The sequence below is a fragment of the Rhizobium sp. TAL182 genome (genome assembly GCF_002117725.1).
In the GTDB taxonomy this organism is placed as follows: Bacteria; Pseudomonadota; Alphaproteobacteria; order Rhizobiales; family Rhizobiaceae; genus Rhizobium; species Rhizobium esperanzae.
Genome location: NZ_CP021024.1, coordinates 584863 through 605769, shown reverse-complemented (window position 1 = coordinate 605769; position 20907 = coordinate 584863). Strand labels below are relative to the sequence as shown.

Below are 20907 nucleotides of genomic sequence, written 5' to 3'. Positions count from 1 at the left end.
TTCTCCTTCTCCGTTATGGACAGAGGACGCGCGGCAGGAGGACGATCCGACAATGATGCATTTCAATCTTGGCATTCCGCGTTTTGCTGGAGTTGCTTCAGAGATAACTGGTCACTTCGGGCTCGTTCCACCAGGCATCGTGCCTGCCATCGGCGTAACGGACAGGCAGCGCCGCCAGTTCCTCGGGCGTGATATTATCCAGGCAGGCGATGTTGATCGAGACGTAAGCGCCGCCGATCGCCTCGACGTAACCGTCGCCATAGGCGGGCACGCCGCAGGTGCGGCAGAAGCGGTGATGGCCGCTCATCGTGTTGAACTGGTAATCCGACGTTTCCGCCGGATCGCACATCAGCCGAAAATCCTCCGGCTTGACGTTGGCGCCCCAATAGCGCCGCTTGGCGCAGATCGAACAATTGCAGCGGCCGGTGCCGGCTGCGAGGTCCATGTCCACTTCGTAACGCACTTTGCCGCAATGGCAGCTTCCCCGATAGGTCCTCTTCATGGCGCGCTCCTCCTTCGACGTTGCATCAGGCTCTTCGATATGACAATATGTTGTCACTATGGATGAGATACAAAATAGACAACATGTTGTCAAACAAAATCGACCCGAGCGAACGGTCGAAGGAGACGCCTTCTCCGCTTTCGCGATCACAGCTCTGCGTCTCGCCGGTCACCTGACCGCCGCCGGCGACCGGTTGGCGAAGCCTGCAGGACAAACCAGCGCGCGCTGGCAGGTGCTGGCCGCGGCAAGGCGCGGCGACCTCTCGGTGGCGCAGATCGCCCGCGCGCTCAGCCTCGCCCGACAGGGCGTGCAGCGGCTGGCCGATGTGCTGGAGCGTGAAGGGCTGATCGCCTATGCCGACAACCCACAGCACCAGCGCGCCAAGCTGGTGCGGTTGACGGCGGAAGGAGCGGCGCGGCTCGGTACGATCGAGATGGCGCAGGCGGGATGGGCAAACGGGGTGGGCGCGGCGTTTACGGCAGCGGAGCTTGATGCGGCGCGGACTGTCATGGCGCGGGTGATGGAGATGATGGAGGTCGACGAGGTACCCGGCAATTGAGCAATTCGGCCCCGTGATGATGCGCCCGCCGTTGACCGGAAACAAAAAAAAGGCCGGGCTAACCCGACCTTCCCTGCCATCTCAACGAACCGTGCCAGTACATCCGTGGTCACGATCCGGAGATGATATTCAAGCCTTTGAAGGCTCAGGCCGCCTGGAGGCGGTCTGCCGACATCTTGCCGGACTTGTTGTCGCGGACGAGATCGTAGGACAGCTTCTGGCCATCCTTGAGGTCACGCATACCGGCCCGCTCAACGGCCGAAATGTGGACGAAAACGTCGGCGGCGCCGTCATCCGGCTGAATGAATCCGAAGCCCTTGGTTGCGTTGAACCACTTAACAGTACCTGTGTTCATGACGATATCCTTTTCGAATCGCTCATAGAAGATTGCAGCCCGGGCAAAGCCCAAGCGGCGATGAAAACCGATTTTGGAGGAAGGTCGTCAGGAACGACGCAAGCGCCGTTTCAAAGTTCATCTAGCAAGATCGATGTGCGAGGATGTAATTGCAAATTGTGTCCGCGGCAAGGCGTCGGCAAGCGAAAGTCGAAATCGTGCTCTTGGGGCGAAAGGGTCCCGTAGTACCGCGGCCGCCCCCTCTGCCCGGCTGGGCAGAGGGGGCGGCCGCGGTACTACGGTAAAGATACTCCCGTTAAAACCAAGCCCGCGGATCGCGCTTACGCCGCTGCCTTCGTCCCCGCATGGGGATCGAACCGCCCGTAGAACGCCTCGCCCTTGGCAGCCATATCCCTCAGCAGCGGCGTCGGCTTGAAGTGATCTCCGTAAGCTCCCGCTAACTTTTCCGCCAGCTCCACAAAAGCCTTTGCGCCCATCCCGTCGATATAGCTCAGCGCCCCGCCGGTATAGGGCGCGAAGCCGAAACCGAGGATTGAGCCGACGTCGGCTTCGCGGGGATCGGTGACGATGCCTTCCTCGACAGTGCGGGCGGCTTCGAGCGCGATGGTGACGAGGAAACGCTGCTTCAGCACGTTAACGTCGACCTCGTCCGCCTTCTTCTGCGGATAGAAGTCCTTGAGCTCGGGCCAGAGCGACTTCTTCGCCGGTTTCGGCGGATAGTCGTAGAAGCCTTTGGAATTCTTGCGGCCGAAGCGGCCCTCCTTCTCCACCATGCGGGAGATCAACTCCATGTGCCTGGGGTCGATAGCCTTCTCGCCGAGATCGGCGACGGTGGCTTTGAGGATCTTCAGCGAGAGGTCGATGGCGACCTCGTCGTTGAGCGCCAGCGGACCGACCGGCATGCCGGCCATCTTGGCAGCATTCTCGATCATGGCAGGCGGCACGCCTTCGATCAGCATGTCGTAGCTTTCCGACATGTAGCGCAGCACGCAGCGATTGACGAAGAAGCCTCGGGTGTCGTTGACGACGATCGGCGTCTTCTTGATCGCGGCGACATAATCAAGAGCGACGGCCAGCGCCTTGTCACCGGTCTCGGTTCCGAGGATGACCTCGGTCAGCATCATCTTCTCCACGGGCGAGAAGAAGTGAATGCCGAGAAAATCGGCTGGGCGTCTGGAATTCTTCGCAAGCCCCGTGATCGGCAGCGTCGAGGTGTTGGAGGCGAAGATCGCACCTTCCGGCAGCACGGCCTCGACCGCCTCGATGACAGCCTTCTTCACCTCGCGATCTTCGAACACGGCCTCGATCACGAGACCGGCATTGGCGAGATCGGCATAATCGGCCGAGGGCTTGATGCGGGAGAGGAGGGCTGCCGCCTCGTCCTGCGTCAGCCGTCCCTTACCGATAGAATCCTTGACGAGCCCTTCGGAGACGGCCTTACCCTTGGTCGCCGCCTCCATATCGCGGTCGATCAGCGTCACCGCAATGCCGGCAGCAGCCGTGACATAGGCAATCGAGGCGCCCATGAAGCCGGCGCCGACGACGCCGACATGCTTGAGCTCGGTCTTGGCAATGCCGGCAGGGCGACGGGCGCCCTTGCCAAGCTCCTGCATGGAGATGAACAGCGAGCGGATCATCGAGAAGGCTTCGCGGGTCTGCAGCACCTCGGTGAAATAACGCTGCTCGATCTTCAGCCCGGTATCGAATGGCACCTGCAGGCCTTCATAGACGCATTTCAGGATAGCGAGTGCTGCCGGATAATTGCCCGATGTTTCCCGGCGCAGGATCGCCGGCGCGGCCGGCCAGAGCTGGGCGGAGGCCGGCGTCCAGATGCCGCCGCCCGGCAGCTTGAAGCCCTTCTCGTCCCAAGGGGCAACCGGCTTCAGGCCATCCTTGATCATCTGCTTGGCGGCGGGGATCAGTTGATCCGGCTCGACCACCTGATGCACGAGGTTCATCGCCTTGGCGCGCGAGCCGCTCAGCGACTGACCCGTCGTCATCATCTGCAGCGCGTCCTGGGCGTTCGCCAGCCGCGGCACGCGCTGGGTGCCGCCGGCGCCGGGGAAGATACCGACCTTGACCTCGGGCAGCGCGATCTTGACGCTCTTGGCATTCGAAGCGACGCGGCCATGGCAGGCAAGCGACAGTTCAAAGGCGCCGCCCATGCAGGTGCCGTTGATCGCCGACACCCAGGGCTTGCCCGAGGTTTCGAGCTTACGGAACAGGCCGCTCATCCGGCCGACGAGACCGAAGAGCGTCTGCACCGCCTTCTCCGGGCTCTTGGCCTTCTCCTCTTGATAGGAGCTGAACATCGACTTGATCATCGACAGATCGGCGCCGCCGGAGAAGGAGGATTTGCCTGATGTGAAGACGACACCCTTGACGGCGGCGTCGGCAGTGGTCGCGTCGATGATGGCGTTGAGCTCTTCCATCACCTCGGCGGTGAAGACGTTCATCGATTTGCCGGGCATGTCCCAGGTGACGAGCGCGATGCCGTCGGCGTCGGTTTCGATCGTGAAATTGGTGTAGCTGCTCATTGGGAATTCCTCTCCCTGAAGTCTCTTGCGGTGAAGCCCTCCCTTATGGAGAGGGGTCCGATCCATCAAACGCGTTCGATAACGGTTGCCGTGCCCATGCCGGCGCCGATGCAGAGCGTTACCAGCGCGGTGTTGAGGTCACGACGTTCCAGCTCGTCGAGCACGGTGCCGAGGATCATGGCGCCGGTGGCGCCGAGCGGATGGCCCATGGCGATGGCGCCGCCATTAACGTTGATCCTGTCGTGGTCGATGTCGAAGGCCTGCATGTAGCGCAGCACGACGGCGGCGAAGGCTTCGTTCAGCTCGAAGAGGTCGATATCCGACAGGCGCATGCCGGTCCGTTTCAACAGCTTCTCGGTGACGTCGACCGGCCCGGTCAGCATCAAAGCCGGATCGGAGCCGATATTGGCGAAAGCCTTGATGCGGGCGCGCGGCTTCAACCCCATGCTTTCACCGCCGGCTTTGGAGCCGAGCAGCACGGCGCCGGCGCCATCGACGATGCCGGAGGAATTGCCGGCGTGGTGGACATAGTTGATCCGTTCGATCTCGGGATGAGCCTGGATGCCGACGGCCTCGAAGCCGCCCATCTCGCCGGGCATCTGGAAGGACGGGTTGAGGGAGGCGAGCGCCTGCATATCGGTGCCGGGACGCATGTGCTCGTCCTTATCGAGGATTGTCAGGCCGTTCTGATCCTTGACCGGAACGACCGACTTGTCGAACCAGCCCTGCTCCCAGGCATGGGCGGCGCGCTTCTGGCTCTCGACGGCGTAAGCGTCGACATCGGTCCGGCTGAAACCGTATTTGGTGGCGATGAGATCGGCCGAGACGCCCTGCGGCATGAAATAGGCCGGGAAATTCACCGAAGGGTCCATGAACCAGGCGCCGCCCGACATGCCGAGGCCGACGCGCGACATGCTTTCGATGCCGCCTGCGATGACGATGTCGTCGGCGCCTTGGGCGATCTTGCCGGCGCCGAAATTGACGGCATCAAGGCCGGAGGCGCAGAAGCGGGAGATCTGCATGCCGGGCGCCCTGGTGGAATAACCGGCTTCGAAGGCGGCGGCCTTGGGGATGACGGCGCCGGCATCCATGACCGGGTCGACGCAGCCCATGATGATGTCGTCAACGGTTTTGGTGTCGAGCCCGTTGCGGTCGCGGATCGCTTCCAGCGTCTTCGCCGCCAGACGGACGGAGGGCACCTCATGGAGCGCGCCATCCTTCTTGCCGCGGCCGCGCGGCGTGCGGACGTGGTCGTAAATGAAAACCTCGGTCATTTCCTCATCTCCCTGACGGCGCGGCGGCGCCGGTGAATTTTCGTGTTTTCCCTTCTCCCCAGCGGGGGAGAAGGGGACACAATCAAAACGCTTCCGCGGCCAGCGCCATCATCGTGTCGGCGCCGGCTTCGATGCGGGCCTTGCGCAGCGCGGTTTCCGGCATGATACGTTCCATGAAGAAGCGGGCGGTCACCAGCTTGTTCCTCAGGAAATCCTCGCGGCTCGCGTCACCCGACGCAAGGCCGTCCTCGGCGGCCTTCGCCATTTTCACCCACATATAGCCGAGCACGACGAGGCCGAAGAGATGCATGTAGTCGGTCGAGCCGGCGCCGGCATTGTCGGGCTTGGCCATGGCGTTCTGCATGAACCACATGGTCGCGCCCTGGACGTCGTTCAAGCCCTTCTTCAGGTGCTTGGTGAAGAAGGAGAGTTTTTCGTCGCTGCGGTTTTCCTCGCAGAAATCGCCGATCTCCTTGAAGAGGGCCATGGCGGCGCGGCCGCCGTTCAGGGCGAGTTTGCGGCCGACGAGATCGAGCGCCTGAATGCCGTTGGCGCCTTCATAGATCATGGCGATGCGGGCATCGCGCACATACTGGCTCATGCCGTGTTCTTCGATATAGCCGTGGCCGCCGAATACCTGCTGGGCCATGACGGCGTGATCGAAGCCGCGGTCGGTCATCACGCCCTTGAGGATCGGGGTGACGAGGCCGAGAATGTCGTCGGCGGTCTGGCGCTCCTTCTCGTCGGTGGCGCGGTGAGCGATATCGGATTTCAGCGCGGTCCAGAGCAGGAAGGCGCGGCCGGCCTCGTTGAAGGCGCGGATGGTCATCAGCGACCGGCGGATATCGGGATGGACGATGATCGGATCGGCCTTCTTATCCGGGGCCTTGACGCCGGAAAGCGAGCGGCCCTGGATGCGGTCGCGGGCATAGTTGGCGGCATTCTGATAGGCGATTTCGGAAATGGCGATGCCCTGCAGGCCGACCATCAGGCGGGCCTCGTTCATCATTACGAACATGGCGTTGAGGCCGCGGTTTTCGGCGCCGATCAGGAAGCCGATCGCCTCGTCGTAATTCATGACGCAGGTGGCGTTGCCGTGAATGCCCATCTTGTGCTCGATCGCGCCGCAGGTGACGGCGTTGCGCTCGCCAAGGGCGCCGTCCTTGCCGACCAGGTATTTCGGCACGATGAAGAGCGAGATGCCCTTGGTGCCCTCCGGCGCGCCCTCGATGCGGGCCAGAACCAGATGAACGATGTTGTCGGTCAGATCATGCTCGCCGGCAGAGATGAAGATCTTCTGGCCGGATATTTTATAGCTGCCGTCCGCCTGCGGCACCGCACGGGTGCGCAACATGCCGAGATCGGTGCCGCAATGCGGCTCGGTCAGGTTCATTGTGCCGGACCAGGAACCGTCGACCATCTTCGGCAGATAGGTTTCCTTCTGTTCCTGCGTGCCATGGACGAGGATCGCGGCGATTGCGCCCTGGGTCAGGCCGGGATACATCATCAGCGACATGTTGGCGGCGGAGGTATATTCGCCGACGGCGGCATGCAGCGTATAGGGAAGCCCCTGCCCGCCGAATTCTTCCGGCACCGCAAGGCCGATCCAGCCGCCTTCACGATAGGCGTTATAGGCTTCCCTGAAGCCCTTCGGCGTCGAGACACTGGCGTCATCCTGCCGTCTGCAGCCTTCCTGGTCGCCGGAATAATTGACCGGAAAAAGAACTTCTTCAGCCACCTTGGCCGCTTCGCCGAGGATGGCCTCGATCATATCGGGCGTCGCATCGGCAAAACCGGGAAGATTGTTGTAGCGTTCGAGGCCCAGCACGTCGTTCAGAACGAAAAGTGTATCGTTCACCGGGGCCTTGTAGACTGGCATCTCTCAAATTCCTCCCATTCAAATAACCGGATCGCGCCGGCCCTGGTCATCGTCTTACAAAATATTGACGTTTGCGTAAACGTCAAATTCTGCACCTTTGCCTTCTTTTCATGAAAAAATTCCACGGCTGAGGAGACGTCATCTCCCCTTCCTTGTCCATGCTGGAATGGCCTATAAGCGGAACCGTCATTCAATCCGCAATTCGGGAATGCCAGAGGGGATCGGCGGGATGATCAGTTTCGAGGCGATCAGGCAGCGTGCGGAGCAGCGAAAAGGCGGTGCGGCAGCGCTGCAGGCGTTGCTGGAGAAACACCGGCCGGATCACGACCGGCTGCGCAGCCTGCCCGACCACCGCATCCTGGCCGACATGACCTGCCGCATTTTCTATAGCGGCTTCGCGCAGAAGGTGATCGATGCGAAATGGCCGGGCTTCGAGGCGGCGTTTTCCGGCTTCGATCCGGCGGCGCTGAATATCGCGCCCGACGATTACTGGCATGAGCTGACATCGGACGAGCGGATCATCCGCAACGGCGCGAAGATCATGTCGGTTCGCGCCAATGCCGCCTTCGTCAGAGAGCTGGCGAGGGAACATGGCAGCGCTGGCGCCTTCTTCGCCGACTGGCCGCGGGAGGACCAGATCGGCCTTCTCGAGCTGTTGAACAAACGCGGCAGCCGGCTCGGCGGCATGACCGGCCAGTATTTCCTGCGCGGCATCGGCCGCGACAGCTTCGTCGCCACGCTCGACGTGCTCGCCTGCCTGAGATCGGCCGGCGTGCCGCTCTCCTCCTCCGGTACGACCAAGAAGGATCAGCAGCTGATCCAACAGGCCTTCAATGAATGGGCCGAGGAGACCGGTCTTTCCTTCATTCATCTGTCGCGCATCAGCGCCTATTCGATCGACGCGCCGCGCTGAAATTCCAGTCGGACGATGGCTATCCGATCCGGCGAATTTCACAGCAATTGCCGCCTAAAACGGCCTTTCGACCGCAAACGTTAAAAAATTCCCATCGATCTTAACGGCTTGTTTACCACGTTTCGTGAAAGGTGCGGATTGAGCCGTAGTGATCCGCATTCCTTTTCCCCGTCCCGCGTTTTCCAAGGATGCCGCTACATCGTTCAGCGTGAGGAAAGTCTAATTGACTATCTTCTCATGGACGAGGGCGCGCCGGTCCCGCGACAGGCGCGGGGCACAGACCGAAAAGCCACGGATCGAGCTCTGACGAGAGGTCGAGCAGTCGAAGCGAGCAAGAAGATGAACGGATCGCGATCAAATCCTTCCCGACAGTCCGACAGGACCTCGCTCGATGCGCTGAACCGCACGATCGAAGGGCTGGAGGCGCGCATCGAAGGGCTGATGGGCAGCGGACGCGATCAGCGGACGCGCACGCCAACGGCCGAGCGCGATCCTTATGCGGGCTCCAATGCACCCCGCCCCACACGAGCGCCGCTCGAGCCGCGGCCGGATCCGCTGGCAGAAATTCGCCAGCGCCAGCGCGCTTTGGAAGCGGGCCGCGAACGCTCCTATGGGCGCGAGCAGGCCACCCAGCTGCGCGACGCCGCACCGCGCGCCACCGCGCCACTCTCCGCCCCTGCCTTGCGCGCCGGCGACGACACGATGACCGAGATCGCTCAGGCGCTCGTCAACCTCAGGCAGGACCTGAAGCGCGACATTTCCGAGGGCGTGACTCGCGAGATGAGCGCGCTGCGCGCCGAACTGCGCGAGATCAAGGCGACTGCCGGAGACAGCCGCTTCGCCGACGACATCCGCGCCGACATGAACCGCCTAGCTCAGAGCATCAGCCAGTTGACCGGCCGCTCGAGCGGGCCGGAGGCTGCCGGCCTGCGTGAGGATTTCGAGGAGCTGCGCTCGCTGATGGACGGGCTGGCGCGGGAGGAATCGCTGCGCCATATGGAAAATCGCTGGGACGGCGTCGAGAGCCGGCTTGCGGCACTCGATACCGAGGGGCTGCAGGAAGAACTCGTTTCGCTCGCTTACCGGCTCGACGACATCAAGCGCCATCTCGGCGGCATGGACGAAAGCCCGGCGGTGCGGGCACTGGAAGACAAGCTGATCGCCATCGCCACGGCGATGGAGCAATTCGGCAACATGATCCAGCCGCATGACCGGATCATGTCCGAGCAGTTCGCCGCCATGGACACGCGACTCGACGAGATCAGCCGGGCGATCGCGGCCAGCGGACGCGCGGCCGCCGGCAACGATCCGACGCTGATGCAGCGGCTGGAAAGCCGGCTCTCGTCGCTCGCCGACCAGATCGACCTGATGAGCCATGACGCGGCCAGCCGCGCAAATCCGGCCGACGAGCTGGCGATGCGGCTGGAAGCCCTGACGGAGCGTGTCGAGGAGTTGACCAAGGCGGAAGCGACGTCCCGGCTCGACGAGCGCCTGGAACATCTTTCCTATCTGTTGGAGCGCACCCAGAAGGCGGCCGCGCAACCCGACCTCACCGGCCCGCTTTCCGACATCTCCCGCAAGATCGATGCGCTGGAGAATGGCGCGGTCAATGACGTGCTGGCGCAGCGGCTCGATTATCTCGCTCGGCGCATCGACGAGATGGCTTATCAGCAGCCCGCCCCTGCCGCAGCGATCGACGACAGGGCCTTCCAGCGTCTCGAAGGCCGGCTGAGCGACATCGCCGCCCGGCTTGAAGAAACAACAGCGGCGGCGCCGACCGATCCGCGGGCGCTGAAAAACCTCGAAGACCAGATCGCCAACCTTTCGGCGCTGATGAGCGAGCCGCGCGAAAGTGCCGCGATCCCGGCCGACTTCGACCGGCGCATGGGCGCGATCGAAGACTATATGGCGACGAGCGACGAATATATCATCGAGGCAGCGCGGCAGGCGGCGGAAGCCGTCGTCGAGGCCTATTCGCGCAATGGCGGCCTTCAGGGCGGCGTGCCCGCCGCCGACATGTCGGCACTGGCGGCGCTGGCCGAGGATCTGCGCCATCTCGAGGATATCAGCCGCGACAGCGAGGAGCGCACGCACAAGACCTTCAAGGCGCTGCACGAGACGCTGGTCCATATCGCCGACCGGCTCGACGGCATGGAAGAGCGCGGACGGCCGGTCGCCCAGATGCCGATGGCCGACGTCGATTTCGATGGCGACCCCTATGCGCTGATGGTGGCCGAAGCCGCCCGGGCACCGGACGCAGCGCCGGCGACGAAAGCCTCTCCGGTCATCCGCACGGCAGAGGTCGCGGCGGAACCTGCCGCCCCAGTCCAGGCTGCGGCCATGAGCGCGACGAGCGCAATCGCCATCGAAGCGGCAACGAGGACGCCGGAGACCCCGACACCGGCGCCTGTAAAAACCAGCCTGCTCGCCAGCCTTGGCAAGCGGCTGCGGCCCGCCAAGAAAGCCGAGGCGCAGGCGAACGAACGACCGATGATCGACCCCGCCCCGTCAATCGATCCCGCCGACGTGGTGCAGACGGATGCCGCGAACGAACTGCTCGAGCCGGGTTCGGGCGCGCCCGACGTCAAGAAGATTCTCGAGCGGGTGCGCGCCAGCCAGAGTGCTCAACGCGGCAAACCTAACGTCGAGACCGATCGGGCCGATTACATCGCCGCTGCGCGCCGGGCGGCGCAGGCAGCCGCAATGGAAGTCGACGCCAATCCGAAGCAGGCGGCCAAGGCCGAGAAAAAGGCCGCGAATGCCGCCAAGGCCGGCAAGATCGGTGAAACAGGCAAGACCAGCGCCTTTTCGCGCTACCGCCGGCCGATCCTTCTCGCCGTCGGCGCCGTGCTGCTCGCCATCATGGCCTTTCCGCTGGCCCGGACGCTGACGAGTGGCGAGCCGGCGCCGCAGTCGCCGGCGGAGGTCTCGGTACTGACGGGGGCAATGGACAACCCGCAGCCGGTCCCACCTGAGGCGACACCCGCCCAGCCGGACACCGGCGCTGCCGATATGAACGCCGCTGCAACGACGAGCGCGCCGGCCACCGATCAGGCGCAGCCGGAAACAACCCCGCCTGCCGCCGGCGATCATCTGACCGATGCGATGCCGCTCGACGGCGAAGGGGCTGCAACCTTTGCCCCCGCCGGTTCGTCCGTCGCAACGCAGGAAACGTCGAGCTTCACTGCGAACAGCCCGATCGCAGCGGGGCCCGGGCCGCAGGCAGCGATCACCATTCCCGACACCGTGCAGCCGAAATCACTTGCCGATGCGGCGCAGGGCGGCGATGCGCTGGCGCTGTTCGAGATCGGCGCGCGCTATTCGGACGGCCGCAACGGTATGAGCGTCGATCAGAAACAGGCCGCGGGCTGGTACGAGCTTTCGGCCGACAAGGGCTTTGCGCCGGCACAATACCGGCTCGGCAGCATGTATGAGAAGGGCAACGGCGTCGAACGCGACATCGCCAAGGCGAAGGGCTTCTACGAGCAGGCGGCGAACCAGGGCAATGCCAGCGCCATGCACAATCTCGCCGTCCTCTACGCCTCCGGCGCGCTCGGCCAGCAGGATTATGCGACGGCGGCCTCGTGGTTTACCAAGGCCGCCGATCTCGGCATCACCGACAGCCAGTTCAACCTGGCAATCCTCTGCGCGAGGGGCAACGGCGTTCCGGCGGATCTGGAAGAATCCTACAAGTGGTTCGCGATCGCCGCCAAGGCCGGCGACAAGGATGCAGCGCAGAAGCGGGACGAAGTGGCCAAAGCGATGAAGCCCGACCAGCTCGAACGGGCGCGCGCCAAGGCCGATCTCTGGAAGCCGGAACCGCTCGACCATCGCGCCAACGGCATCGACATTCCCGACGAATGGGCCGGCACGGGCATGAAGACGGCAACCGTCGACATGAAGAAGGCGATCCGCAACATCCAGGCGATCCTCAACAATAACGGCTTCGACGCCGGCGTGCCGGACGGCGAAATGGGGGCGAAAACCGTCGCAGCGATCAAGAGCTTCCAGAAGTCGATCGGCCAGGAGCCGGACGGCAAGGTGAGCGACGCGACCGTGAAGGCGCTGCTCGAACGCAACAAGCAAGTCGCCAAGGCGATCTGAGGCACGTCGACGGAGGTCGAGCCGCCGGTGAAGACCCCTCCCCACAAAGGGGGGGCTTGAATGCCGCGCCGACGTTATCTCTTTCACGGTTTCATCCGCGGGAACGTTGATGTTGCTGTGGGGCGGTGCCGCGCATAGTCCCTCCCCCTTGTGGGGAGGGTTGGGGAGGGGTCTTCACCGGCTTCGCGGCGCTTTGCCGCAAGCTTTTCCGAATTTTTCCAACCGTCGTCACAAAACCTGAAAAAAGCCCGATTATGCCGGACATATCGATCCGCGCATCGCCGAATCTCCTGCCATCGATCTCCATCCATCAGGGCCGATCGAAAGCCTCTGGCAACGATTTCACAGTATGGTGTGCATTCGAACGGGGACACAGGAACCGCCCGGCAGGAGCGGTCATCATTCGGGGTCGGTTGTGACAATCTATCTGCCAATCGCAGAATTGTCGGTGAACATCTTCATCATTCTCGGCATGGGGGCGGCCGTCGGATTCCTGTCTGGAATGTTCGGCGTCGGCGGCGGTTTTCTCATCACCCCGCTATTGATCTTCTACAACATCCCGCCCGTCGTCGCCGTCGCCACCGGTGCCAACCAGGTCGTGGCGTCGTCGATTTCAGGTGCGATCACCCATTTCCGGCGCGGCACGCTCGACGTCAAGCTCGGCACGGTGCTTCTGTTCGGCGGTCTTTCAGGGGCGACCGTCGGCATCTGGATCTTCTCGCTGCTGCGGGCCATCGGCCAGCTCGATCTGATCATCTCGCTGATGTATGTCGTCTTCCTCGGCACGGTTGGCGGGCTGATGCTGCTCGAAAGCATCAATGCCATGCGGCGGGCGGCACGCAATGAGCCGCCCGTACCGCGCAGGCCGGGCCACCAGCACTGGGTGCACAAGCTGCCGCTCAAGGTGCGCTTCAAGAAATCGAAGATTTTCCTCAGCGTCATTCCGATCATTGCGCTCGGCTTTGCGATCGGCATCCTGACCTCGATCATGGGTGTCGGCGGCGGCTTCATCATGGTGCCGGCAATGATCTACCTCCTGCGCATCCCGACCAATGTCGTGGTCGGCACCTCGCTCTATCAGATCATTTTCGTGACCGCCTATACGACAATCGTGCAGGCGGCGACGAACTTCTCAGTCGACATCGTGCTTGCCTTCATCCTGATGGTGGCGGGTGTCGTCGGGGCGCAATACGGCGTGCGCGTCGGCCAGAAGCTGCGCGGCGAACAGCTGCGCGCGCTGCTCGGCCTGCTGGTGCTGGCTGTCGGCCTGCGTCTGGCGATCGCACTGGTGGTCACCCCGGCGGACGTCTATTCGGTGGTGATGGGGACCGGCAACTGATGCGCCTGCTTGCCTCGATCCTCCTGTTCCTGTGTCTGCTGCCGGCGGTTGCCGGGGCGCAGTGGCTGCCGGGGCAGGCAACGGAAGCGGTGCGCGAAGGCCTTGAGATCGGCACGTCGACCAGCGAAATCGCCATCACTTCGGATTTCCATGGCGCGGATCTGACGATCTTCGGGGCGCTCTCGAACACCGACCAGCTGCTGCTCGCCATTGGCCAGTATGACGTGGTGGTGGTGCTGGAAGGCCCGCGCGAGGACGCAACGGTGCGCAAGAAGGAACGCGTCTTCGGCATCTGGGTCAACAGGCGCTCGATGACTTTCGAGGCCGTGCCGCATTCCTATTCGATGTCGAGCTCGCGCATGATCGACGACCTGACGACGCCGCTCGAACTGACCGATCAGGGGATCGGCATCGACCACATTCCGCTGACGCCGGTCGGCTTCGTCGGCGACGGCAGCAATCTCGGCGAGTTCCGTCAGGCTTTCCTGCGGCTGCAGCAGGGCGGCGCGCTTTATGACCGCAACCCGAGCGGCGTGCGGTTCGTTTCATCGAACCTCTTCAAGGCGAGCCTGCGCCTGCCGGCAAATATTCCGAACGGGGTGCACACGGTGCGCGCCTATCTCTTCAAGAGCGGCAATCTCATTACCGATAAATCGCTGCCGCTGCGCGTCATCAAGACGGGCATCGAACAGACGATCACCGATGCGGCCCATGATCAGCCAATCCTCTACGGCTTTGCGGCCGTGGCGCTCGCCGTCGTCACCGGCTGGGGGGCCAGCCTGATCTTCCGCAAGGAATGATCCGGCGCCGACTGCAAATCATCGCGCCCTTGTCTTATGTCTTCAGGAAGGCGAGCCGCTCATCGACGCGGGCGGGGGCAATTTCCAGAATATCGGCGCTGACGACGCCTTCCGCTACAAAAGGATCCTGCCGAATCCGGGTTTCGAGTTCGGCGCGCGAGGTGTTGTGAGCGACGACCGCTCCACCTGCGCTCGGCTGAAGGCCGCCGGCGAGAAGAAAAATCCCATCGTCGAAGCCGCGTTTGAGCCAGGCATTGTGCGCCTCCATCAGAACGGGCGCTTTGGCCTTGTCATCAGAAAACTTCAGCGTAACGAAAAACATCCAAGGGCTCCTTTAGGAATGCTGTCGGGAATGGGTTTCGGGAAAGACGGGGGTTCCGGGCCGCTGCGCCACCAGCCACGCGCGCATGTTTTCCACCTCATTTCGAACAAAGATTTCGTCGCGATAGGCGGCCGCAAGCGTCGCGACCCCTTGGCTTCGCATCAGAATGTGCATGGCAAGCGCATCGGCTTCAGCCTCGCGGCCAAACGCACTGAATTGACGTGAGAGCCAATGGCGAAACAGATCGAAAAGTTCGGCAGCACGGCTCTTGGCAATATGATCGAGCTTGGCGAGTTCGCCGCAAAGCGTGCCGACCGGGCAACCGTGCGCCATGATCTTCGTCTGATTCACGATGAGGAGATTGATGAAGCTGAGAATGCGCTCGTCAGGTGCCTCGGCTTTCGCTTCCCACCCATCGAGCATTGACCTGGTTTTGAGGAGGCGATGGGTGATCACCGCATCGAGAAGCTCGTCCTTCGTCTTGAAGTGATAATAAAAATTGCCTCGCGAGAGTCCGACTGTTCCCGCAATGTCGGCAAAGGACGTCGCTTCGAAGCCCCCCTCGTAGAAAAGCCTGTCGGCTGCTTCGACAATCTGCTGTCGGGTGGCCGCAGCAACCATTTTTATTCTCCCTTTTGTCCGCGAAGCCACGACTCGTAGGTCGATTGACCTAGGTGTTAGGACAATTGACCTAGAAGAGTCAAGCGCCGGAACTTCTTGTCGGCAGCCCGTCTCCCCCCTTGCACCACTTGCATATCGCAATCAGTTGTACTATCGTAAACCAGTTGCTTATTGAAAGCAGTTTTACCCGAGGAGGATGAAATGCGGAAGCTTGTCGTCTGGAACCTGATGACGCTTGATGGCTATTTCGAGGGAACGAAACCGTGGGAGATCGACTTCCACAATCTCGCCTGGGGGCCAGAGCTCAAGCGCTATGCAGAGCAGTTCGGCGAGGAAGGCGATCTCCTGGTCTTCGGCCGCAAGACCTATGAGGGCATGGCCGCCTACTGGCCGACAGCCGAGGACGAAGACAAGATCAAATCCTATATGAACGGCATCGCCAAGATCGCCGTCTCTCGAACGATGACCGATCCTGGCTGGAACAATGCCCGTATCGTCAGCGATCCGATCCCCGAATTGACCAGGCTGAAGCAGGAGGACGGCAAGACGATCTTCATCTTCGGCAGCGCCGCGCTGGCCGACAGCCTGCTGAGGGCCAACCTCATCGATGAGATCAGAGTCTGCGTGGTGCCGGTCATTCTCGGCGGCGGCAATCCGCTTTTCAAAGCAAATGAGGCCCAAGTGCCGTTGAAGCTCATTGAATCCGCGACCACGCAAAGCGGCGCAGTGATCCTGCGCTACGAGCCCGTCAGGTCGTACCGGCTGTGGCTCATGGCTGTCTAGTTCCTGGTTGTGAAAACCCCTCCCCAACCCCTCCCCACAAGGGGGAGGGGCTTATATGCCGCCGCCGCTGCTTTCCATTTCACCCTTGCATCCGCGGAAAGGCTGACGTCTGCCCAGTTGGCGCAGCGCATTAACCCCTCCCCTCGTGGGGAGGGGTTTTCATAATGGCCCTTCGGAAAAGCTCGTATTCGACTAAAAACCGCTTTTTAACATTTACGAGTTAGTAATCTCTCGGAAACGAGAGGTTCTGTTATGCGTACTCGTATCGTTCTGACCGCCGTGGGTCTCGCGCTGCTTGCCGGCTGCGCGACGGCGCCGAAGCAGACGAGGAACATCTGCGCCGTCTTCGATCAGCGCGAAGGGCTTTTCTCCAGCTGGCAGAGGGCGGCCGAGCGGACGGAGAAGAAATACGGCGTGCCCGTACCGATCCTGATGGCGACGATGTACACCGAATCCGGCTTCCAGCCCTATGCGCGGCCGCCGCGCACCAAGCTCTTCGGCTTCATTCCCTGGACCCGGCCGTCGACGGCCTACGGCTATTCGCAAGCGCTCGACGGGACATGGGATCACTATCAGTCGCAGACGGGGAACTGGGCGGCGCGGCGGACGAATTTTACCGACGCCATCGATTTCATCGGCTGGTATCATTACCAGAACAGCGTGGACACCGGCATTCCACTGAACGATGCCTATAACCTCTATCTTGCCTATTATTCCGGGCCGACGGGATACAAGCGCGGCGACTGGCGCTCGAACGGGCAATTGCAGCAGACGGCGCAGAAGTTCGCGCGAATGGCGGGAACATATCAGCAGCAATTGCAGGGGTGTGATTGAGTTCAACGGGTGCCGTGTGGCACGCCCCATCGAGGACAGACGCTACCCACGCAAATTCCCGTACCGGACCGAATAGATCCGATCGCGTCCCAACAGATGCGCGATCAGCGATTCCTTGTCGAAAAGGCCTGTCATCGCTTGATGGCCGAGGTCGAGACCGCCGCTCATGACGCCGAAGGCCGGCATCAGGAGGCGGGCGCCGTCGGTGGCGAAACAGGGACGGCGGATGGATCGTTCCCGGCGGCGCACGGTCGCCGAAGGATGAAGATGGCCAGCGATCTCGCCGCTCTGCAAGCCGTTTCTCGGCTCGTGGCGGAAGGTCAGGCCGGCATAACGCACCTCGTCGACGGAAGCGCCGGGCAGATCGACGACGCCATCGGGATCGTGATTGCCATTGACCCAGATCCATTCGCGGCCGCGCGCCATGCCGACGATCAGAGCGCGGAAGTTTTCCGGCAGATGCGCGGAGCCGATGCGGTCGTCGAAATTGTCGCCGAGCGAGACGACGAGCTTCGGATCGTAGCGGGAGATGACAGCGGCCAGCACGGTCAGGGTCGCCAGCGTGTCATAGGGCGGCAGCATCATGCCGCGGCGGGCGAAGGCCGCGCCTTTCTCCAAATGCAGGTCGGAGACGACGAGCAGACCGGCATCCGGCAGATAGAGGGCGCCGAGCGGATCGCAGAGGGCGGCAATACCGTTCACCGATGTCTCAATGCCGGGGATCGCAGCCAATCCGGATATGTTGCGCGCCAGCGCCAGGCGGTTCATCACGATCGTGTTCTTCCCAGTCGTCGTCATGCCAAAGCTTCGGCGATCAGATCGTCCGCCGCCTCGGCCAATAGCGCATCGTGAGCCTCGCCGGGCACCGCCTCCCGTCCGATCTCCAGCATCACCGGCACGGCGAGCGGGGAAATATGGTCGAGCGGGCGATGGGTGATGTGGCCCCTGATTCGCATCAGCATATCGCCAAGACGGCTGATATCCAAAAGCCCCGTCGCCGCATCCTGGCGCGTTGCCTGCAGCAGGATGTGGTCCGGCTCATGGCTGCGCAGCACGTCATAGATCAGGTCGGCCGAGACGGTGATCTGGCGGCCGCTCTTTTCCTTGCCCGGATGGCGGCGCTCGATCAAGCCTGCAATCACGGCGCAATTGCGGAAGGTACGCTTCAAAAGGAAAGATTCGGCGAGCCAGGCCTCGAGATCGTCGCCCAGCATATCTTCGTCGAAGAGATCGGAGAGGCTGAGGCGGCCATTGGCGATCATCAGCCCCATATCTTCGAGGCCCCAGACGGCCAGCGAGTAATCGGTGGCGACGAAGCCGAGCGGCTTGGCGCCGGCCCGCTCCAGCCGGCGGGTAAGCAGCATGCCGAGCGTCTGGTGGGCGAGACGGCCTTCGAAGGGATAGGCGACCATGTAGCCGCGGCTGCCGCGCGGGAAGGTTTCGATCAGGAACTCGTCGCGCTTCGGCAGCATCGACTTGTCGGTCTGCAACGACAGCCAGTCGCGCACCTGATCCGGCAGGTGGCGCCAGCGGTCGGGATCGGCGATCATCGCCCGCACCTGTTCGGCGAGATAGGTCGACAGCGGGAATTTGCCGCCGGCATAGGAGGGGATCTTCGGATCGAGGGAAAAGGCCTGCGAGGCGAGGCATTCGTTTTCGCGGATGCCCTCGAAGCGCAGCACCTTGCCGGAAAAAATGAAGGTGTCGCCCGGCGACAATTGCTCGAGGAAATATTCCTCGACCTTCCCCAGCGTCGCGCCGCCGCGGCCGATCCTGCCGCCCTCGCCGCGCTTGACCATGCGGATGTTCAGCATCGGGCTTTCGACGATCGTGCCGAGGTTGAGGCGGTATTGCTGGGCGACAGCAGGATTGGAGACGCGCCAGCGCCCCTCCTTGGTTTTGCGGATGCGGGCGTAGCGCTCGTAAGTCCTCAGCGCATAACCGCCGGTCGCGACGAAATCGACGACGCGCTCGAAGGTCTCCCAGCTGAGATCGGCATAGGGTGAGGCGCTGGTGACTTCGTCGTAGAGTTCCAGCATGTCGAAAGGCTCGGCGCAGGCCATGCCGAGCACGTGCTGGGCGAGCACATCGAGCGCGCCGCGGCCGACGGGCGGCGTGTCCTGGGCGCCGATATAATTGGCGTCGAGGGCGGCCTGGCACTCCATCACCTCGAACCGGTTGGCCGGCACGAGGATCGCCTTCGAGGGCTCGTCCATGCGGTGATTGGCGCGACCGATGCGCTGGGCAAGACGCGAGGCGCCCTTCGGCGCGCCGACATGGATGACGAGATCGACATCGCCCCAGTCGATGCCGAGATCGAGCGTCGAGGTGGCAACAACGGCGCGCAGCCGGTTTTCGGCCATCGCCGCCTCGACCTTGCGGCGCTGCGCGACATCGAGCGAACCGTGGTGGAGCGCGATCGGCAGATTGTCGTCATTGATTGTCCAGAGTTCCTGAAACAGCATTTCGGCCTGGCTGCGGGTATTGACGAAGAGCAGCGTCGTCTGGTGGTCGAGGAGCTGCCGATAGACATCCGGAATGGCATATTTGGCGGAATGGCCGGCCCAGGGAATGCGCTCGTCGGTCGACAGGATCGAGATATCGGGCTTGGCGCCGCCTTCGACGACGACGAGGCCGGCATGATGCTCTTTCCCCTCCTCCTGGGCGACCAGCCATTTCTGCAGATCCATCGGCTCGGCGACGGTTGCCGACAGGCCGATCGTCTTCAGATCGGGGGCAAGGCGGCGCAGACGGGCAAGGCCGAGCGACAGCATATGGCCGCGCTTGGAGGTGACGAGCGAATGCAGCTCGTCGAGTACGACATATTTCAGGTCCTTGAAGAAGCGCTCGGCCTCGCGGTTCGCCAGCAGCAGGGCGACCTGTTCGGGCGTCGTCAGCAGAATATCCGGAGGGCTGAGCTTCTGGCGCTGGCGCTTGGCGTTCGGCGTATCGCCGGTGCGGTTTTCCACCGTGACCGGCAGGCCCATCTCCCCGACCGGCTTCATCAGGTTGCGCTCGATATCGATCGCCAGCGCCTTCAGTGGCGAGACATAGAGCGTATGGATGCCGGTGAAGGCGGAGCCGGGCGGAATGCGGCCGCGGCGGGTGAGATCGGTGAGCGACGGCAGGAAACCAGCCAGCGTCTTGCCGGCGCCGGTCGGCGCAATCAGCAGCGTGCTTTCGCCGGCTTCGGCGCGGGCAAGCAGCTCCAGCTGATGGGCGCGCGGACGCCAGCCCTTTTCCGCAAACCAGCGGGTAAAGGTGGCAGGAAGCTGGGCGCTGGCTTCGGAATCGATCTGGTCCACGCCCTGAAGGTAGTGAAATAATAGGGAAAAAGAAGAGCGTCCGCGCGCTCACATCGCGATATAGCGGTCCTTGCGGTGATTGATGGCGAGCGTCAGGTTGAGCACGACGGCGCCGAGCACCGAACAGGCGATGATGAAGGGGCTGGCGACGAAGAAGGAAAGCGCCAGCACGATGCCGTCGAAGCCGAGCTGGACGAGGCCGGCGCGCCAGCCGAAGCGATCCTGAATATAGAGGGCGAGGATGCCGATGCCGCCGAGGCTGGCCCGGTGGCGGAAGAGCGCCAGCATGCCGGCCGCAATGACGAGGCCGCCGAAGAGCGCTCCGGCAACCGGATGGACATGCGTCAAGCCGATGAAGCCGGGCACGAATTCGGACAGGACCGAGGTCAGCCCGATCGCGACGAAGGTCTTGATAGTGAAGGCAGGCCCCAGACGGCGGAAGGCGATATAATAGAAGGGCAGGTTTACCGCAAAGAAGCAGAGACCGAAACTTATCCCCGTGGCGTAATGAACGAGGAACGCAAGCCCCGCGGTGCCGCCGGCCAGCAGCCCCGCGCCGGAAAGCAGCGTGACGCCGAGCACGGCGAGCATGCTGCCGGCGACGATGCCCTGCGCATCGTCGAACAGCGAATGGCGATCGGCGCTGGAATTCAGAAGGCCTGCGAAGGCGTTGGATGTCATGATGTTCCCCTGTCGGCTTTGCCGTTTTCTATCCGGCGCAGGGATAAAGACAAGTGCCCAGCGAGACGCCGTTGACAGCACGCATAATCGTGGATATAT

17 protein-coding genes are annotated in these 20907 nt (G+C 62.8%); 7 read left to right on the top strand and 10 right to left on the bottom strand.

All coding sequences use genetic code 11. From position 1 onward, the window contains the following. Nucleotides 1-97: 97 nt before the first annotated feature. Nucleotides 98-502 (bottom strand): GFA family protein, encoded by a 405-nt coding sequence (locus tag Tal182_RS03020; RefSeq protein WP_085858024.1) that lies wholly within the window; start codon nt 500-502, stop codon nt 98-100. 58 nt (nt 503-560) lie between these two features. On the opposite strand from Tal182_RS03020, the gene Tal182_RS03015 reads away from it, so the two are divergent. After that, nucleotides 561-1061 (top strand): MarR family winged helix-turn-helix transcriptional regulator, encoded by a 501-nt coding sequence (locus Tal182_RS03015; RefSeq protein WP_085858023.1) that lies wholly within the window; start codon nt 561-563, stop codon nt 1059-1061. A gap of 145 nt (nt 1062-1206) precedes the next feature. Here Tal182_RS03015 and Tal182_RS03010 read toward each other — a convergent pair whose 3' ends face one another. The 4 genes from Tal182_RS03010 to Tal182_RS02995 form a co-directional block, all read right to left on the bottom strand. Next, a complete protein-coding gene (locus Tal182_RS03010) occupies nt 1207-1416 on the bottom strand; it encodes a cold-shock protein (protein ID WP_011423929.1) in 210 nt (69 codons plus the stop codon). 320 nt (nt 1417-1736) lie between these two features. Continuing rightward, the gene (locus Tal182_RS03005) at nt 1737-3953 is read right to left on the bottom strand and encodes an FAD-dependent oxidoreductase (RefSeq protein WP_085858022.1); all 2217 of its coding nucleotides are present in this window, start codon (nt 3951-3953) and stop codon (nt 1737-1739) included. A 65-nt stretch (nt 3954-4018) separates the two neighbouring features. After that, a complete protein-coding gene (locus tag Tal182_RS03000) occupies nt 4019-5227 on the bottom strand; it encodes an acetyl-CoA C-acetyltransferase (protein WP_085858021.1) in 1209 nt (402 codons plus the stop codon). 82 nt (nt 5228-5309) lie between these two features. After that, complete coding sequence (locus tag Tal182_RS02995; RefSeq protein ID WP_085858020.1) at nt 5310-7106, bottom strand: acyl-CoA dehydrogenase C-terminal domain-containing protein; 1797 nt, start codon at nt 7104-7106, stop codon at nt 5310-5312. A gap of 229 nt (nt 7107-7335) precedes the next feature. Here Tal182_RS02995 and Tal182_RS02990 point away from each other — a divergent pair, with 229 nt between their 5' ends. The 4 genes from Tal182_RS02990 (at nt 7336) to Tal182_RS02975 (ending at nt 14262) form a co-directional block, all read left to right on the top strand. Continuing rightward, nucleotides 7336-8019: a DNA-3-methyladenine glycosylase I gene (locus tag Tal182_RS02990; protein ID WP_085860794.1), complete on the top strand. Its 684-nt coding sequence runs from the start codon at nt 7336-7338 to the stop codon at nt 8017-8019. A 339-nt stretch (nt 8020-8358) separates the two neighbouring features. Continuing rightward, nucleotides 8359-12123 (top strand): peptidoglycan-binding protein, encoded by a 3765-nt coding sequence (locus Tal182_RS02985; protein WP_085860792.1) that lies wholly within the window; start codon nt 8359-8361, stop codon nt 12121-12123. A 415-nt stretch (nt 12124-12538) separates the two neighbouring features. Continuing rightward, nucleotides 12539-13462 (top strand): sulfite exporter TauE/SafE family protein, encoded by a 924-nt coding sequence (locus Tal182_RS02980; protein WP_064800591.1) that lies wholly within the window; start codon nt 12539-12541, stop codon nt 13460-13462. Continuing rightward, entirely contained in the window at nt 13462-14262 is an 801-nt protein-coding gene (locus Tal182_RS02975) for a TIGR02186 family protein (protein ID WP_085858019.1), read from the top strand. Before Tal182_RS02980 ends, Tal182_RS02975 begins: the two co-directional genes overlap by 1 nt. 34 nt (nt 14263-14296) lie before the next feature. Here the strand turns inward: Tal182_RS02975 and Tal182_RS02970 are convergent, their stop codons facing one another. Further along, complete coding sequence (locus Tal182_RS02970) at nt 14297-14584, bottom strand: YciI family protein (RefSeq protein WP_085858018.1); 288 nt, start codon at nt 14582-14584, stop codon at nt 14297-14299. 12 nt (nt 14585-14596) lie between these two features. After that, a complete protein-coding gene (locus tag Tal182_RS02965) occupies nt 14597-15205 on the bottom strand; it encodes a TetR/AcrR family transcriptional regulator (protein ID WP_085858017.1) in 609 nt (202 codons plus the stop codon). A 201-nt stretch (nt 15206-15406) separates the two neighbouring features. Here Tal182_RS02965 and Tal182_RS02960 point away from each other — a divergent pair, with 201 nt between their 5' ends. Together Tal182_RS02960 and Tal182_RS02955 are read left to right on the top strand one after the other, a co-directional pair. Continuing rightward, a complete protein-coding gene (locus tag Tal182_RS02960; protein WP_085858016.1) occupies nt 15407-15988 on the top strand; it encodes a dihydrofolate reductase family protein in 582 nt (193 codons plus the stop codon). 252 nt (nt 15989-16240) lie between these two features. Continuing rightward, complete coding sequence (locus tag Tal182_RS02955) at nt 16241-16822, top strand: transglycosylase SLT domain-containing protein (protein WP_064800586.1); 582 nt, start codon at nt 16241-16243, stop codon at nt 16820-16822. 42 nt (nt 16823-16864) lie between these two features. Here Tal182_RS02955 and pdeM read toward each other — a convergent pair whose 3' ends face one another. Genes pdeM through Tal182_RS02940 form a run of 3 tightly spaced genes read right to left on the bottom strand, consistent with a single transcriptional unit; the run spans nt 16865 to nt 20808 of the window. After that, nucleotides 16865-17590 (bottom strand): ligase-associated DNA damage response endonuclease PdeM, encoded by a 726-nt coding sequence (pdeM, locus tag Tal182_RS02950; protein ID WP_085860789.1) that lies wholly within the window; start codon nt 17588-17590, stop codon nt 16865-16867. Nucleotides 17591-17616: 26 nt separating this feature from the next. Then, nucleotides 17617-20127 carry a ligase-associated DNA damage response DEXH box helicase gene (locus Tal182_RS02945; RefSeq protein WP_085858015.1) on the bottom strand — a complete coding sequence of 837 codons (2511 nt, stop codon included), beginning with the start codon at nt 20125-20127 and terminating at the stop codon, nt 17617-17619. 48 nt (nt 20128-20175) lie between these two features. Next, nucleotides 20176-20808 carry a YitT family protein gene (locus Tal182_RS02940; protein ID WP_085858014.1) on the bottom strand — a complete coding sequence of 211 codons (633 nt, stop codon included), beginning with the start codon at nt 20806-20808 and terminating at the stop codon, nt 20176-20178. Nucleotides 20809-20907: the final 99 nt, after the last annotated feature.